Origin of the sequence: uncultured Porphyromonas sp. (assembly GCF_938046015.1) — a bacterium.
GTDB lineage: Bacteria > Bacteroidota > Bacteroidia > Bacteroidales > Porphyromonadaceae > Porphyromonas.
Map to the genome: position 1 here is coordinate 1 of NZ_CALIXW010000012.1, position 16,210 is coordinate 16,210.

The window sequence follows — 16,210 nt, forward strand, 5'->3', positions numbered from 1 at the left end:
AGCCGCACATCACGGAGGCCAGTAGCGGAGGGGAAAGCCCCAGCGGGGCGACCCTACCAAAGCCCAGGGTGAGGGAGTAGTAGCTCTAGCCGCACATCACGGAGGCCAGGAGCGGAGGTGAAAGCCCCAGCGGGGCGACCCTTACAAAGCCCAGGGTGAGGGAACGCTGCAGGCGTGACGGAACCCTGGGTCCAGCCCCACTTATACTAAAAAAGCCCTACAGGGGCGACCCTTCAAACAAGCTAGGCATTCAGCTGTCCTGAGGGTCGCCCCTGTAGGGCTCTGTACTTACTTACGCTACCACACCTAGGGTTTGGTCGCCCCTGCGGGGCTACGCACCCTAGGCTTTGAAAGGGGTCGCCCCTATAGGGGCTTTCCCTTGTCAGAGGAGAGCTGGCCGGCGAGGCCTAAGCGGAGCGGCTGAATAGGGGGAGGGGCTGTAAGGGACGTACGTGGTGCGTGTGAGAGGATCAGTAAGGCAGGCTAAGGGATATCAGTCAGCGTGCTTAGGGACGCCCGTGGGGTGCGTGAGGGGTATCAGTAAGACAGGTTGGGGGATATCCGTCAGAGCGCTGAGAGCTGCCCGTGGTGCGTGTGAGAGGATCAGTAAGGCGGGCTGAGGGACGTGCGTGGGGTGCGTGAGGGGTATCGGTAAGGCGGGCTGAGGGATATCCGTCAGAGCGCTGAGCCTAGGGAGGCCGCTCACGGCGGCGCATCCCTTAGCCCGCTCTGTCTGTAGGCTCAGTGCGCTAGGGGATACGGGGCTAGTCCTTCGACAGGGGGACACGCAACGCGGCCAGCCGTCGCTTCTCCTCGGGCGAGCAGCGCAGCGACTCACGGATCTTCTGCAGCGCCTTGTTGTGTATCCAGGGGGCGAAGCGGCGCTCCGCGAGGTAGGGCTCCGTGACCACTGGGTAGCGCACATAGCACTCGGCGATCGCCCACGCCAGCCCCATACGCACGTAGTAGCCCTCGTGGCGTATCATGAGGTAACGCTCCAGCAGCTCGGACACATGCTCCTCATCGACGAAGTACTGCATCAGGAGGACGATGCCGAAGCGCAGCGGATACTCCTCCTCTCGCCCTAGGTAGGAGATGAAGAAGTCCCACAGCCGCTCGCCGTGCTCCGCCACCAGCCGCTTCCCGCGGGGGAGGGAGAAGGTATCACAGACCGACCAGGAGTTGATCCGCTCCTCCCAGCACGCTACGTGCTGGAGGTAGGGCTCCAGCGCGCCCACGGGGATCTGCCCGAGGACGAGCCCGTGCAGGATGCGTGCCTCCATGAAGTCCTCTTCCTCCGAGCGAGCACCCACCTCGGCCTCCGCGAGGTAGCGCTCCCAGTCGGGCTGCTTAGCGATACGCCTGGCCAGCGCTCTGAGGTCAGGGATACGCAGCCCGAGCACCCCTGGGACGCCTGGGTGCAGGCGCTCGGCAAAGGGCTTATTGGCGCACTCGGTGAGACGGAGGAGCTGCTCGGTGATGGTCAGCCCGTCGATCGTATAGGACATAGGGATAGGAAGGATTGGGGAAAGGTGCTAAGGGCGAAGGCGCTTCGCCCGCTTGGGCTAGCGCTCCGAGGCCTAGCTGGGCACTTGCGCCGAAGCAATCAAGAGGCGCGGGGCAGGCTCTTCGGATAGCCGCTCTCGAGGGCAACTAGGCTCGGCGCATCGTACGCCGAGCGTCGATGCCGAGGAAGATGAAGAGTAGGAAGGTGAAGCCCCAGAGCGAGCTCCCCCCGTAGCTGAAGAAGGGCAGCGGGATACCGATCACGGGCACCAGCCCCAGCACCATACCGACGTTGATGAAGAGGTGGAAGAGGAAGATCGAGGCCACACAATAGCCGTAGACACGGCCGAAGCGCGTCACCTGACGCTCTGCCAGCGCCAGGATACGCAGGATGAAGGCGCCGTAGAAGACCAGCAGCAGCGAGGAGCCGACGAAGCCCGATTCCTCGCCCACGGTGCAGAAGATGAAGTCCGTCTCCTGCTCGGGCACGTAGTTCAGCTTGGTCTGCGTCCCCTTGAGGAAGCCCTTGCCCGTCAGCCCTCCCGAGCCAATAGCGATCTTGGACTGGTCGACATTGTAGCCCTTACCCTTGAGGTCGCTCTCGATGCCCAGGGCGATCTTGATACGCACCTGCTGGTGGGGCTGCAGGATCTCATCGAAGACGTAGCCCACCGAGTAGAAGAAGCCCATCGAGCCTAAGGCAAAGAGCGCCATCATCACATAGCGCAGCAGGTAGTCCCTCAGCGCTAGATAGAGCAGCCCGAGCACACCCAGCACCAGCATCCCCAGCGCTACGTAGGCCCAGTCGAAGCTCAGGAATAAGCTGATGAGCATGCAGACGAAGTACACGCCCAGCATCCCCAGCGCCCCGTAACGCAGCCAGCGCCAGCGCTCGCGCCCCTTGCCATAGACGGCATAGAGCACGCCCGTGAAGATCAGGATCGCATTGCAGACGAAGAAGAGATCGGCCTGCGTCTCCCCGCCCCACAGCGTGTCCTCGAAGATCAGCGCCCCGATGAAGTAGACCGCCGCCGAGAAGCTCAGCCCCATGAAGAGCCCGGAGAAGCCCTCACGGAAGAGGGCGAGGAAGAGGGCGAAGAAGACCAGCGCCGAGCCCGTCTCCTGCTGCAGCAAGATGAGCAGCACGGGGAAGAGCACCAGCCCAAAGATCCTGAGGTAGCTGCGTATAGACTTGATCTCGAACTCGTACTGATTGCACAGCCAGGCCAGCATCAGCGCCGTGGCGACCTTGGCGAACTCTGCGGGCTGTAGGCGCACAGGCCCCAGCACGAGCCACGAGCGCGATCCCTTGATGTCGGGGGCTATGACGATGGTCACCATCAGCAGGAGCATCATCGCCCCATAGAAGAGCGGTGCCCCCACCTCGTAGATATCCGTATCGAGCGAGAGGACGGCGAAGCCCAGCACCAGCCCTAGCCCCATCCAGAGGAGCTGCATCAGGGGGCGGCTCCCGGGGGAGAGGAGCTGCTCGGTCTCGAAGTTGTACGAGGCCCCGCAGATGGAGAGCCATCCGAAGAAGATCAGCATGAGGTACATGGCGATGCTCACCCAGTCGATGGACTGCAGCAAGCCGCCCGAGGGACGTCTACTCATAGCGCGCTATAGATCGTTGAGGTAGGAGATGCCACGGTGCTCCATTTGCGAGGCTATGGCCTCACCAGCACCCGAGAGCTTGCCCCCACGTAGGTAGTACTCCATCATCACGCGGCCGATAGGTACGCCGTAGTGCGCCCCGAAGCCCCCATTCTCCACATAGACCGAGACGGCGATGCGGGGACGCGTGCGGGGGGCAAAGCCGATGAAGGCCGAGTGGTCCTTCCCGTGCGGGTTCTCGGCCGTACCGGTCTTACCACAGACCTCGATTTGGCCGGGGGCGAAGTTGGCCGCGCGGCAGGTACCGCCCGTGACGGCCTGCGCCATGCCCTGTACGATATACTCCCAGTGCTCGGGCGAGATACCCGACTGCTGGCGCTGCGTGTACATCGTGTCCAGGCGCTGGCCCGAGATGTGGCGCACCAGATGGGGACGGACGTAGCTGCCGCGATTGGCGATGATGGCCGCAAGGTTGGCGATCTGCAGCGGCGTGGCGAGCACTTCGCCCTGCCCGATGGAGATGGAGATGATGGTAGAGGAATTCCAGCGTCCCTTATAGGCCTTGTCGTAGACGCTGCTATTGGGGATGTAGCCGCGCTTCTCCCCTGGGAGGTCTACGCCGAGGCGGTAGCCGTAGCCGAGGCGCACGATGCGCTCCTTCCAGTGCTCGAGGGCGACCTCCACGCTCGGATAGCGCTTGCGGTCGTCCAGGAGGAAGTGCATCCCCCAGCAGAAGTAGGCGTTGCAGGAGGTAGCCAGTGCTGGGATGAGGGAGATGGGCGAGCCGTGAGGGTGGCACTTAGGCTTCCCACCGAGGCGTGGATAGCCGCCGTAGCAGCTCAGGGGCGTGGAGGGGGTGAGTACCCCTTCGGCTAGGAAGATGGCTCCTTGGGCGGGCTTGAAGGTCGAGCCCGGGGGATAGTTACCCTGTATGGCGCGGTTCAGGAGCGGCTTCCCGTAGCTCTCCTCGAGCATACGATGGTTGTTGCCCTTATCCTTGCCCGCCAGCAGGGCGGGGTCATAGTTCGGTGCCGTGACCATAGCCAGCACCTCGCCCGTCTCGGGCTCGATGGCGACGATGGCGCCGCGCTTGCCACGCATCATACGCTCGCCGAGGGCTTGGAGCCCCGCGTCTATAGATAGGGTAAGGTCACGGCCTGGGACGGGCGCCTTGTCATGCGTCCCACCATCGAGGCGCCCCTGGATGCGGCCGCGAGCATCGCGGTAGAAGATCTCTTGTCCCTTCTCCCCGCGCAGCACCTCATCATAGGTACGCTCCACGCCACTGCGCCCGACAAAGTCGCCCGACATGATGGCACTGTCGCGCTCGAGGTCGGCCGTGGAGGCCTCGGACATATAGCCCAGCAGGTGGGCGGCGTTGTGGTAATCGTACTGACGTATCGTGCGGGAGCGGACGGAGAAGCCGGGGAACTTATACAGCTGCTCCTCGAAGCGGCCCACATCCTCGGGCTCGAGCTGCGAGAGCAGCACCTGCGGCGTGTAGGGATTGTAGCCGCGATTGATGCTCCGGTCTCGGACGGCAGCCAGGCGCGCCACGAGCTCCTCGCGGGGTAGACCGAGCGTCGAGGCCAGCAGTGTCGTATCGAGCTTGTCCTTGGCCTGATGCATCACGACCATGAGATCGTAGATGGGGCGGTTCGCCACCAGCAGCTGCCCGTAGCGATCGTAGATCACCCCGCGGGCTGGTATGGTGGAGAGGATGTAGTAGGCATTGTTCTCGGCACGACGTTTGTAGTCATTGCTAGCGATCTGCAGGAAGAAGAGCCGCATGACGAAGACCCCGACGATGACGACCGTCAGTAGGGGGAGCAGCAGGCGACGCTTGTAGAGTTCGTCACTGACCATAGGCCTAGCTACGGTGCGGCGGCTCGGTGCCGAAGAAGAAGAGGAGGATCAGCCCGATCAGCCAGCTCAGGCCGTAGCCTGCGGCGAAGCTGAGCAGGACATAGGGATCGCGGTGTAGCGTCGCCCCCACCAGGAGGTAGAGCGCCAGGTGATGGATGAGCAGTAGTAGGCTCATCAGGATGATCGCCCCGCTGCGCAGCGTGCCGTAGAGAGGCAGCGCCGAGGGCGGCATCTCCTTGTCCGTGAGCACCTGCAGTAGGGGGTAGCGTACGAAGGCTGCCAGCGTCATCGCCGCCGCATGGATCCCAGGCGTCAGCCCCAGCACATCGATAGCCCCGCCAATGGCAAAGCCGAGGATGGGCAGGAGGCTACGATTCGCCCCAATGGGCAGCAGCATCAAGACGAAGGGATAGACGAAGGGCGTCGCTACGCGGAAGAGCTCCACGGGACTGAGTACCCAGACCTGCACCGCAATCAGGAGCAGGCTCATCAGGACGAAGCGTAGGTAGCTGCTATTCATTCGTCGCAATAGAGTCCTCTAGGGCCTTGACCTCTCGCGAGGGCTTGGCGAGGATGACGTAGACGTAGCGCAGCGACTGGAAGTCCGTCGCCAGGCGCACCGTGTAGTTGGCGAAGATACCCGCGGCGCCCTTAGTGCGTACGGGCTTGGCATCGGCTACCGTCCCCACCATCATCCCCTCGGGGAAGAGGTAGGAGTAGCCGCTGGTCATGATCGTGTCGCCCTTCTGAGGCCGCGCATGAGGCGGTACACCCGAGAGGACGGCAGCATTGTCGTTGGGATTGGCCGGTGCCGTGAGCGTCCCGCTGACGGACTGCCCACGTAGGGTGCAGGAGAGGCGGATCTTAGGGTTGAGCACGGGGATGACCAGGGCGTAGTGGCGGCTCGTGGCCATCACGGCCCCGACGACGCCGGTGCTACTCATCACGCCCATATCGGTCTCGATGCCGTCCGCGGAGCCCTTGTTGATCGTGTAGTAGACCTCGCCCGTACGCGTCACCCTATTGACGACGCGCGCCACGACGACCGCCCCCGAGCTCATCGGGAGGCTGTCGGTGACGTGCAGATGCGGCAGTGTGCCGTGAGCCTCAGCGTCCTGCATCTGGCGCGAGAGCAGGGTGTAGCTATGGCGCAGCTGGGCGTTCTCCAGGAGCAGCCGCTCGTTGGAGGCCCGTAGATCCATGTAGCTCCAGGCCTCGGTCATCCACTCGTTGAGCTGCCCCACCACGCGGCTCGTGGCGTACCACGCTATGCTCCGTGCATAGACCGAGCCGCTCAGCACAAAGGTCAGAGCGATCACCTCCAGTAGGATGAAGACGAACCAATGCCGGTAGCGCTTGAGGAACTCGAGGATCTGCTGCACGGGGCGTGGTAGCTGGGCTAGGCTCAGAGGCTCGTGGCGAGCCGCCTAGCGGAAGAGGAAGTTGAAGTTATGGATGTTCTTCAGCGCGATCCCGGTACCGATAGCGACGGAGTGGAGCGGGTTCTCAGCGATCTGGAAGTTGAGCCCGAAGCGCTTGCTCAGGCGCTTGTCCAGCCCGCGCAGCAGTGCCCCACCGCCGGTGAGGACGACCCCATTGGCGACGATATCGGCATAGAGCTCGGGCGGCGTAGCCTCCAGCGAACGTAGGATAGCGCTCTCGATCTTGGCGATCGAGGCATCCAGGCACTGGCAGATCTCGTGGTAGTTGACGTCTACCTTGCGGGGCAGCGTGTCCATCATGTTCGCTCCCCATACGGTGAAGGGCTCGGGCTCCTCGTCGAGCTCCTCATAGACGGCACCGACGCGTATCTTGATCTGCTCTGCCGTACGCTCCCCGACCTTGATCTGATGGGTGTCGCGCATGTGGTCGATGATGTCCTGCGTGAGCTCATCGCCTGCGGTATCGATGGACTGATCCTCTACGATACCCCCTAGCGAGATGACGGCGATCTCCGTCGTCCCGCCACCAATATCCACAATCATATGCCCCTCGGGCGCCAGCACATCGATGCCGACGCCGATAGCAGCCGCCATAGGCTCGTAGATCATATAGATGTCACGGGCCTCGGCGCGCTCGCTGGAGTCACGCACGGCACGTATCTCGACCTCCGTGCTGCCTGAGGGGATGCAGACGACCATACGCAGTGTGGGCTTGTGCCAAGGGCGGCGGGGCACGATCATACGGATCATGCCACGGATCATATGCTCGGCAGCGTCGAAGTCCGCGATCACGCCCTCACGCAGGGGACGGATGGTGCGGATGTTGGAGTTACCCTTTTCGTACATCTCGCGCGCCTTGGTCCCGACGGCGATCATCTCACCGGTGCGGTTGTCGAAGGCCACGACAGAGGGCTCGTCGAGGACGATCTTGTCATCCTTGACGATAATCGTATTGGCTGTGCCAAGGTCCATGGCCAGCTCTTGGCGGAAGGAGAATAATCCCATTGTAATGTATCTGGTCGTTCTGTGAATGTCCTTAATGCTTGAAGTGGCGTACCCCCGTCATCACCATGGCGATGCCGTGGGCGTCGGCGGCAGCGATGCTGTCGGCGTCACGCACCGAACCCCCGGGCTGAGCGATGGCCGTGATCCCAGCCTCGGCCGCGAGCGTCACGCAGTCGTCGAAGGGGAAGAAGGCATCGCTGGCGAGTACGGCGCCCTGGAGCTCGAAGCCGAAGTGGCGCGCCTTCTCGATGGCCTGCTTGAGCGCATCGACACGCGAGGTCTGCCCGACGCCCGAGGCGATGAGCTGCCCGCCCTTGGCGAGCACGATCGCGTTGCTCTTGCTGTGCTTGACGAGCTTGGTCGCGAAGACTAGGTCCTCCAGCTCGCCCTCGGTGGGCTGCACCTTAGTAACGGGCTTCATCTCTTCCTTAGTCTCTACGGCGCGGTCGGTCTCCTGCGCCAGCACCCCGCCCAGCATCGAGCGGTAGCTCCAGCTGCTCTCGATGGGCTGGTGCTGCTCTAGGAGAATGCGGTTCTTCTTGGACTGCAGTACCTCCAGCGCACCCTCCTCATAGGCGGGTGCTACGAGTACCTCCATGAAGAGCTTGTCGATCTCGCGCGCCGTCGCCAGGTCGATGGGACGATTGGCCACCAGCACGCCTCCGAAGGCGGAGACGGGGTCGCCAGCCAGCGCAGCCGTCCAGGCCTCCAGCAGTGTGGGGCGGCTGGCGCAGCCACAGGCATTATTATGCTTGAGGATGGCGAAGGTCGGTTCGCTGAAGTCCTGTATGAGAGCCACCGCGGCCTCGATATCCTGAAGGTTGTTGTAGGAGAGTTCCTTGCCGTGGATCTGGGTAAAGTAGCGGCCAAGGTCGCCGTAGAAGACGCCCTTCTGATGGGGGTTCTCGCCGTAGCGCAGTACCTTGCCGTGGTCGGCCGTCAGGCGCAGCGCACTGCTGTCCTCAGCGTCGAAGTAGCGGAAGATCGCCGCGTCGTAGCCCGAGCTGACCGCGAAGGCACGGCGAGCGAAGTGACGGCGCTGCTCGAGGCTCGTCTTAGCTCCCTGCGCCTTGAGGATGTCGTAGAGCGTAGCGCAGTCGGCCTGGGAGGGAATGATGACCACGTCCTCGAAGTTCTTCGCCGCCCCGCGGATAAGGCTGATGCCGCCGATGTCGATCTTCTCGATGATATCCTCCTCGCTAGCGCCCGAGGCTACCGTCGCCTCGAAGGGATAGAGGTCTACGATCACCAGGTCGATCAGCGAGAGGCCGTACTCGGCGACCTCCTGCTGGTCGGTAGCATGGCTGCGACGAGCGAGGATACCGCCCTGGATGGCGGGGTGTAGCGTCTTGACACGCCCCCCGAGCATGGAGGGGTACTTCGTCAGATCCTCGACGGCCACGCAGGGATAGCCGAGGGACTCGATGAAGCTACTGGTACCTCCCGTGGATACGAACTCTACGCCCGCCTGATGCAGCAGGGCTAAAATGTCGGTCAGACCGTCCTTGTGGAACACCGAGATCAGCGCTCGGCGTATTTCCTTCTCCATAAGCTGTTGAGCTATGCTACTTATTGTGATATATTTACGCCCTGACGCCCCTAGAGCTGACAGGCTAGCCAACTCTATACTAAGGCTCTAAGCTACACAAAAATACGCTTTTTCCCGCACACTGCCCCGTGGAGTCGCTCGGCGCGTACTGCCTCTGCTAGCAGTCTAGGCCTCCTACTACAGCAGCGCAGCCCAAAGCTAGGGGGAGCACAGCCTCGGCACAGCGCTCGGGAAGCTACTCCCTAGGCCAAGACCGAGGTATCATCAACCAAAAACAAGGCTTTCTGACCTGTGATGGATGGATCATAAGTCAGAAAGCCTTGTTTTTGACTTATGAGCCGACCTAAATAAAGGCATAGGGGCGAGGAAGATAGCAGCCTCGTCGGGGAGGAAATCTGAGGGGCAATGCGGGAGATACGGAATAAGTGCGTATATTTGCAGCGTTATATACAAGCTAATTTTCAGAAACTAAGACGAGGGGCTACGCTGGGAAGCGTGACCCCTTTTCGCTATTCTAGCCCCAGCGCTCCCCCACTTGGCACGGCACACTTCTCCCCTGCTTTTCGCCCTTCCTCCCTACCTAATCGGGTGCACTCATTCCTCGAGCCAAGCGCACTCCCCCCAGCCTTCCTCCTTCTCTCTGAGCTTGACGCGGCGTGCTTATTCCTTTTGCCAAGCGCGCTCCCGCCTAGCCCGCACGTCAGGCGAAGGGCAGGCTAAGCACTGCCGCTTAGGGGGCTTAGGGCGCGGATAAGCGAATTTGCTACCTTTGCCGCTACAAGTATCACATCAGCCCTCATACACTCATGACACGCCCCCTCAGACTTCGCCTAGGCCTCCTCTCCTTCGCCTGCCTAGGCCTCAGCACCCTCTATAGCTGCTCCGGCACGAGCCAGGCAGGCAGCAGCGACTCCACCCAGCGCGACAGCAGCGCCCTCAGCATCACCAGTGCCCCAGACTCGCTGCACGCCGACAGCGCCCTGCTGCATCAGCTCTACAACTCTCCCCTGCTGGATCGCCACGTAGGGCGCGACAAGAAGGCCGAGCTCCAGGCCTACTGCAGCGATCGCCTCCTCGACGAGCTGGCCAAGACCTATCAGGAGATCGGCGTGATGGACAGTGACCCCGAGGAAGGCTATTATACGGAGGTCTTCACCAGCGGAGACATCAACGGCTACGACGGCCCCGAGGCGAACCGCCACGTGCAGCTGCTCGACATCAAGCCCCTCGGCGGGCGCCGCTACAGCGTCCGTTACCTCCACGCTGGGGGCGAGCATCAGACGGAGCTGGAGCTCATCAGCGACAGCCAGGGCGCCCCACGCGTCGACCGCATCCTACGCCGCGCCTGGTAGCCTAGCCTAGGCCCAAGCACCCCACCCCAAGACCACGAGCCCCAGCAGGCCGAAGTCGTGCCCCGCGCACCGCTTCGTCCGCTGGGGCTCGCTCTATACCGAGACTTCCACCCACAGCAAGCTAGGCGGCGCACTACCTAAGCTCCATACGCCTGCAAGGGACGAGCCTCAGCATCCTCCTCCCTTAGTCTAAGCCCTCCCGAGGGATATCCCTCAGCCAGCTGACCGATATCCATGAGCGCGCTGACTGCCGCCCCTCGGCCCCCTGACTGATATCCCTCACGGAGCTCCCCCTAGGAGGAGACGCGCTCGCAGGACTCCTCGCACCACGCTATTACCCCAGCTCGGGCCGCCCTCGCCTGCAAACCGAGGTACTCCCCGAGGGCGTAGGCAGCACGATCCAGAGGAGGGACAAAAGGTCCTTCCCCCACCCTTCCTAAAAATCTTAGATAAATACACTGCCTTTCAGACCCTTACCGCCCCTTGCATCCTACAGGGAATCGTCCTATATTTGCCCTACGAAGAGATAGTCACTAAGGAAAACACAGAGCAGTGCTCAGCGTGTGATCGCCGCTCGCCCCGAGGGATGCCCCACTGCGCTCAAGAGGCCTCGCAGTGCCCTCGACCCCCAAGCGCCCCTAGGATGAGGCACTCGGATCACAGTACTACATTATCACCATCAATTATCAAGATGAAGACATCACTACGCAGGCTCAGCATCCTTGGGCTCCTGCTCCTGCTCGTCTCCACCATCAGCCCACAGCTAGCGGCTCAGGGGCTGACGGTACGCGGGCGTGTCGTCGACAGCAAGCAGGAGGCCGTCATCGGCGCCTCTATCTTTGTCAAGAACAGTAAGGGCAAAGGGAGCGTGACCAACGCTCAGGGCGAATTCACCCTCAGCGGCGTCGCTCGCAACGCCATCCTTCGCGTCAGCTTCATCGGTATGAAGACCGAGGAAGTAGCCCTCAACGGGCGCAGCGAGCTCACCATCACCCTGCAGGATGAGGCGACCAAGCTGGAGGACGTCGTCGTAGTCGGCTACGGCACGCAGAAGAAGGTCAACCTCTCGGGCTCCGTGGCAGCCATCGACACCAAGCAGATCCAGGCACGCCCCATTCAGAACCTCACCAACGGCCTTCAGGGGCTCATCCCTGGGCTCAGCATCACCGGTACCAACGGTGCCCCTGGGCTGGACAACGGTGAGCTGCGTGTACGTGGGACGGGTACGCTGAACTCCGCAGCGCCCTACATCCTCATCGATGGACTGGAGTCGGGCTCGCTGAACATGCTTGACCCCAGCGATATCGAGAGCATCTCCGTGCTCAAGGATGCAGCCTCCGCAGCGATCTATGGGTCGAAGGCGGCCAACGGGGTCATCCTCATCACCACCAAGCGCGGCCGCAGCGGCAAGGCACGCATCAACTACTCGGGTACCGTGGGTATGCAGTCCGCCACGCGCCTGATGGAGCGTATGGGCTCCTACGAGTACGCCACGCTGACCAATGAGCTGCGCAAGGCTGCTGGGCAGACGCCACAGTTCAGCGACGAGGCACTACAGAAGTTCCGCGACGGTAGCGACCCCGAGAACTACCCCAATACCGACTGGTACGCCCTAGCCTTCCGCACCGCCCTACAGCAGCGCCACAACCTCAGCGTCAGCGGGGGGACGGATCAGATCAAGTACATGGGCTCTATCGGCTACCTAGGTCAGACGGGGATCCTGCCCAATGCACAGCGCAATCAGTACAACGTGCGCACCAACCTCGACCTCAACCTCAGCCGTATCATCTCCGCCCGCATAGGCCTCTCCTACATCAAGAATAAATACGCCGACCCCAATAACTCCTACGTCTCGGGAGGCTCGGACCAGATCATCCGACAGCTCAATATCGTCTCCCCCTGGATCCTCGGCCGCGGTAAGGACGGTACCTACGGCACGACGGGCGACGGGAACCCGCTGGCCTGGCTCGACTCGGGGGAGACCATCGACCGCGACAACCACAACATCTCCGCCACGGGGGGTATCGATATCCGCCCCATCGAGGGACTAACGCTGACGGCGAACGTGGCCTACGTAGCACACCTGCTGCACTACAAGGCCTTCGTACAGTACATACGCTACAATCCCAATAAGGAGACTTCGCCCAACAATCTGGACGAGTACTACAACCTCTGGACGCGTGCCAGCTTCGACGCCTTCGCCAACTACACCAAGAGCCTCGGCCAGCACAACCTCAAGCTCATGGTCGGTACCCACGCCGAGGACTACAACTACGGCTACCTACGCGGCGGACGTAAGAGCTTCCCCAATAACAAGCTCACCGACATCGATGCAGGCGACCGCTCCACGCAGACCAACGAAGGCTCCACGCAGGCCCTGTCGATGGTCTCGGGCTTCGGGCGTATCAACTACGACTATGCGGGCAAGTACCTACTGGAGGCTAACTTCCGTGCCGACGCCTCCTCTCGCTTCGCCGAGGGCTACCGCTGGGGCTACTTCCCCTCCTTCTCCGCAGCCTGGCGCCTCTCCAAGGAGGCCTTCCTCCAGCCGCTGTACCCTGTGCTGAGTGACCTGAAGCTACGCGCCTCCTGGGGGCTCCTCGGGAACCAAGAGGCCCTGAGGGACTACTATCCCGCCATCAACACCTACAGTATCACCCCCAGCTATCCCATGGGCGGCACGCTCCTCGGAGGCTACGCCCAGACGCAGCTCAAGCTCAAGGACATCAGCTGGGAGAAGAGCGAGAACATGGGCTTCGGGCTGGACTTCGGCTTCTTCGGCGGCCGCCTCACCGGGAGCCTCGACCTCTACAAGCGCAAGACGACGGGCATCCTGATGAACGTCCTCGTGCCCTACGAGTTCCCCCTCGCCCCCTACACGGCCAATGTGGGCTCCCTCGAGAACAAGGGGATAGAGCTCTCACTGAACTACCAGACGCGCTTCGGGGACTGGACCATCGGCGCAGGGGGTAACTTTGCCTACAACAAGAACGTCATCCTAGACCTCGGCGGGCAGAGCTACATCGGCGATCAGATACGCAACGCCGTAGGCCAGCCCTTCAAGACCTACTACCTCTACAAGGCCGATGGGCTCTTCCAGAGCAAGGAGGAGGCCGACGCCTGGGTAGCTAAGTACGGCACGCCCTTCGGCTCGCGCCCTCAGGCGGGCGACATCCGCTACGTGGACGTCAATGGTGACGGCAAGATCAACGGTGCGGACCGCATCTACACCAAGCCCATCGAGCCGAGCTACACCTTCGCGATGAACTTCAACGTAGGCTGGCGTGGCTTCGACCTCTCGGCGATGTTCAACGGCGCTGCAGGTGCAGCTCGCTACTACAGCAGCGAGGTCTTCGGGGAGTTCGCTGGGGATACGGGTCACCCCTCGACCGTATGGCGTGACGCCTGGAGCAGCACCAATACCTCGGGTACGATGCCCCGCATCTTCCGTAAGGGCACGGCGCGCCACAACGACGCCAACTCCACCTTCTGGCTACAGAAGACGGACTACCTCCGCCTGAAGAACCTTCAGCTTGGCTACACCATTCCCCAGCGCCTCACCCAGCAGCTCGGGGTCTCCTCGGTACGCGTCTTCTACTCGGCTGAGAACCTCTTCACCCTCGACCACATGCGGGGCAACATCGACCCTGAGGCCACCAGTGCACGCCTCTCGTCCTATCCGCTGCTGCGCACGCACTCCTTCGGGCTCAACGTATCCTTCTAATCCGCACGCTCCCCTACGACAATGAATACATTATATAAGGGTGCCCTCGTAGCGCTCCTCGCGCTCGGTACCAGCTCCTGCTCGGGCTTCCTGGAGAAGGAGCCCCACAACGCCCTATCGCCCTCCACGACCTGGAAGACCCCTCAGGATGTCCACAAGTTCCTCATCGGCTGCTACGACGGCTGGACCTCAGGCTCCACGATCCTCTACCTGGACTGCATGTCGGACTTCGGCTTCAACTTCCATGTCCACGAGGGCTACCGCAGCATCGGCAACGGCTCGATGACGCCCTCCAACCCTGGCGTCTCCTTCTATGACTACTCCACCATCGGGCGCTGCAACCTGCTGCTGGAGCGCATCAAGGATATCCCCTTCACCGACGAGGCCGAGCGCAAGGACATCATCGCCCAGGCCAAGGTCATCCGTGCCTACCAGTACTACACGATGAACATCGCCTACGGCGGTGTACCCATCATAGAGCTCCCCCAGACGGCCGAGGCCGCTCAGCTCCCACGCAAGACGGAGGCTGAGGTACGCGCCTACATCGCCAAGGATCTGGACGAAGCGCTGCCCGACCTACAGAAGAGCCCCGCTGCCCGCGGACGCTTCGGCAAGGGCATGGCCCTGGCGCTGCGCATGCGTGAGGCACTCTACTACGGCGACTGGGCCATAGCGCGGGAGAAGGCCAAGGCCATCATGGACCTCGGCATCTACGAGCTGGAGGCCGACTACGCTAAGCTCTTCAAGATCGAGGGCCAAGACTCCAAGGAGATCATCGCCGCCGTCCAGTACCTCGACAACACCAAGCCGCTGTACACCGTCATTGGCTCGATGTACAACAACGCTACGGGCGGCTGGTCCTCCCTCGTCCCCACGCCCAACCTCCTCAACACCTATGAGATGGCCAACGGGATGACGATCACCGAGTCGGGCTCAGGCTATGACCCTGCCCACCCCTTCAAGGGCCGTGACCCACGCATGGCAAAGACGATCTGCTACCCAGGCGCTGACTACATCCGCACCGACGGGCTCAAGGCCATCTACAACTCCTTGGACAAGACCCTCGACGGGAAGAACAATCCCGACTACCCCGAGGCGGCCAACAACAGCTCCAAGACTGGCCTGACGTGGAACAAGTACACCTACCCCGCCACGCAGTACACCGACGTATGGAGCTGCAATGCCTGCCCCATCGTCTTCCGCTACGCCGAGGTGCTGCTGACACTGGCGGAAGCGAGCAACGAGCTGAGCGGTCCCTCCGCCGAGGTCTACAGCGCCCTCGACCAAGTGCGACGCCGTGCTGGCTTGCCCGCCGTCGATCGCAGCAAGTACGCCTCTAAGGACAAGCTGCGCGAGCTCATCCACCGCGAGCGCTCCGTAGAGCTCGCAGGCGAAGGCTTCCGCCGCATGGACATCGTCCGCTGGAAGGCCAGCGATGGCAAGATGCTGGCCGAGCACGTCCTCAACGCTCCGCTGGAGCGCGTGGTCGGCACCGTCGATAGCCGCATCTCGGACCCCACGATGCGCGCTACGATCAAGGTCAGCGCCACGGCGGCAGAGAAGAAGGTTGAGGACCGCAGCTTCAAGCCCCACTACCGCTACCTACCCATCCCGCAGGCTGTCCTTGACCGTAACCCCAACTTCGGCAAGAACAACCCCGACTACTAGGGCGGCTCTTCATAGAGCTTCCCCCCAAGCTACCGCAGGGCAGGGCTCCGTCTCGGAGTCCTGCCCTGCCTTTTTGTGCACGTACGCCTACTTGGTGTCTTGGCGTACTTGATGGAGAGGATGACCTTGCGCCCTGCCTTTCTATGTGTGCACGCGTACTTAGTCTATAGAGTAGTGAAGCTAGAGGGACGGCGCAGCTCACGCGCCGACCTAGCGGCGTCCTTCCTGCGTTGCCGCTTCACGGGACAAGCCCGACACAGCTGCCCTCCCAAGGAAGCAGAGCGGACGAGGGCCGTCCCCCCTTGCTGCTTGGGTCAAGGGGAAGGGCAGCCGAGGGATATCAGTCAGCAGGCTGAGGAACGTCCATGAGGAGCGTGAGGGATATCAGTGAGGCGACCTCTAGGATATCCCTCACGGAGCTTCTCCTTAGCTCTGGTCGCGTGCAGCTACCTCCAGGACCCTCATGGGAGGCCTTGGGGGGTAG

10 protein-coding genes are annotated in these 16,210 nt (G+C 62.3%); 3 read left to right on the forward strand and 7 right to left on the reverse strand.

Annotated features, from left to right (window positions below; genetic code table 11):
* Positions 1 to 764: 764 nt before the first annotated feature.
* The 7 genes from Q0248_RS01425 to purH form a co-directional block, all read right to left on the reverse strand.
* Entirely contained in the window at positions 765 to 1,508 is a 744-nt protein-coding gene (locus Q0248_RS01425; protein ID WP_299318858.1) for a DNA alkylation repair protein, read from the reverse strand.
* Positions 1,509 to 1,653: 145 nt separating this feature from the next.
* On the reverse strand, positions 1,654 to 3,120 hold the full coding sequence (gene rodA / locus Q0248_RS01430) for a rod shape-determining protein RodA (RefSeq protein ID WP_299318861.1): 1,467 nt from the start codon (positions 3,118 to 3,120) through the stop codon (positions 1,654 to 1,656).
* A gap of 6 nt (positions 3,121 to 3,126) precedes the next feature.
* Complete coding sequence (mrdA, locus tag Q0248_RS01435; protein WP_299318864.1) at positions 3,127 to 4,986, reverse strand: penicillin-binding protein 2; 1,860 nt, start codon at positions 4,984 to 4,986, stop codon at positions 3,127 to 3,129.
* Between the two features lie 4 nt (positions 4,987 to 4,990).
* Positions 4,991 to 5,506 (reverse strand): rod shape-determining protein MreD, encoded by a 516-nt coding sequence (locus Q0248_RS01440; RefSeq protein WP_299318898.1) that lies wholly within the window; start codon positions 5,504 to 5,506, stop codon positions 4,991 to 4,993.
* On the reverse strand, positions 5,499 to 6,368 hold the full coding sequence (gene mreC, locus Q0248_RS01445) for a rod shape-determining protein MreC (protein ID WP_299318899.1): 870 nt from the start codon (positions 6,366 to 6,368) through the stop codon (positions 5,499 to 5,501). Before mreC ends, Q0248_RS01440 begins: the two co-directional genes overlap by 8 nt.
* Before the next feature lie 45 nt (positions 6,369 to 6,413).
* A complete protein-coding gene (locus tag Q0248_RS01450; protein WP_211788588.1) occupies positions 6,414 to 7,433 on the reverse strand; it encodes a rod shape-determining protein in 1,020 nt (339 codons plus the stop codon).
* A gap of 31 nt (positions 7,434 to 7,464) precedes the next feature.
* The gene (gene purH, locus Q0248_RS01455) at positions 7,465 to 8,982 is read right to left on the reverse strand and encodes a bifunctional phosphoribosylaminoimidazolecarboxamide formyltransferase/IMP cyclohydrolase (protein WP_299318901.1); all 1,518 of its coding nucleotides are present in this window, start codon (positions 8,980 to 8,982) and stop codon (positions 7,465 to 7,467) included.
* A gap of 806 nt (positions 8,983 to 9,788) precedes the next feature.
* On the opposite strand from purH, the gene Q0248_RS01460 reads away from it, so the two are divergent.
* The 3 genes from Q0248_RS01460 to Q0248_RS01470 all read left to right on the forward strand — a co-directional run bounded on the left by Q0248_RS01460 (position 9,789) and on the right by Q0248_RS01470 (position 15,726).
* On the forward strand, positions 9,789 to 10,334 hold the full coding sequence (locus Q0248_RS01460; protein WP_299318903.1) for a hypothetical protein: 546 nt from the start codon (positions 9,789 to 9,791) through the stop codon (positions 10,332 to 10,334).
* Between the two features lie 691 nt (positions 10,335 to 11,025).
* Complete coding sequence (locus Q0248_RS01465) at positions 11,026 to 14,058, forward strand: TonB-dependent receptor (RefSeq protein ID WP_299318906.1); 3,033 nt, start codon at positions 11,026 to 11,028, stop codon at positions 14,056 to 14,058.
* Positions 14,059 to 14,079: 21 nt separating this feature from the next.
* Positions 14,080 to 15,726: a RagB/SusD family nutrient uptake outer membrane protein gene (locus Q0248_RS01470; protein WP_299318908.1), complete on the forward strand. Its 1,647-nt coding sequence runs from the start codon at positions 14,080 to 14,082 to the stop codon at positions 15,724 to 15,726.
* The last annotated feature ends 484 nt before the right edge of the window (positions 15,727 to 16,210 follow it).

Coding starts and splice junctions, on each gene's coding strand:
- Q0248_RS01465 (WP_299318906.1), top strand. CDS start 11,026: ATGAAGACATCACTACGCAGGCTCAGCATCCTTGGGCTCCTGCTCCTG.
- mrdA (WP_299318864.1), bottom strand. CDS start 4,986: ATGGTCAGTGACGAACTCTACAAGCGTCGCCTGCTGCTCCCCCTACTG.
- Q0248_RS01450 (WP_211788588.1), bottom strand. CDS start 7,433: ATGGGATTATTCTCCTTCCGCCAAGAGCTGGCCATGGACCTTGGCACA.
- rodA (WP_299318861.1), bottom strand. CDS start 3,120: ATGAGTAGACGTCCCTCGGGCGGCTTGCTGCAGTCCATCGACTGGGTG.
- Q0248_RS01460 (WP_299318903.1), top strand. CDS start 9,789: ATGACACGCCCCCTCAGACTTCGCCTAGGCCTCCTCTCCTTCGCCTGC.
- Q0248_RS01470 (WP_299318908.1), top strand. CDS start 14,080: ATGAATACATTATATAAGGGTGCCCTCGTAGCGCTCCTCGCGCTCGGT.
- Q0248_RS01440 (WP_299318898.1), bottom strand. CDS start 5,506: ATGAATAGCAGCTACCTACGCTTCGTCCTGATGAGCCTGCTCCTGATT.
- purH (WP_299318901.1), bottom strand. CDS start 8,982: ATGGAGAAGGAAATACGCCGAGCGCTGATCTCGGTGTTCCACAAGGAC.
- Q0248_RS01425 (WP_299318858.1), bottom strand. CDS start 1,508: ATGTCCTATACGATCGACGGGCTGACCATCACCGAGCAGCTCCTCCGT.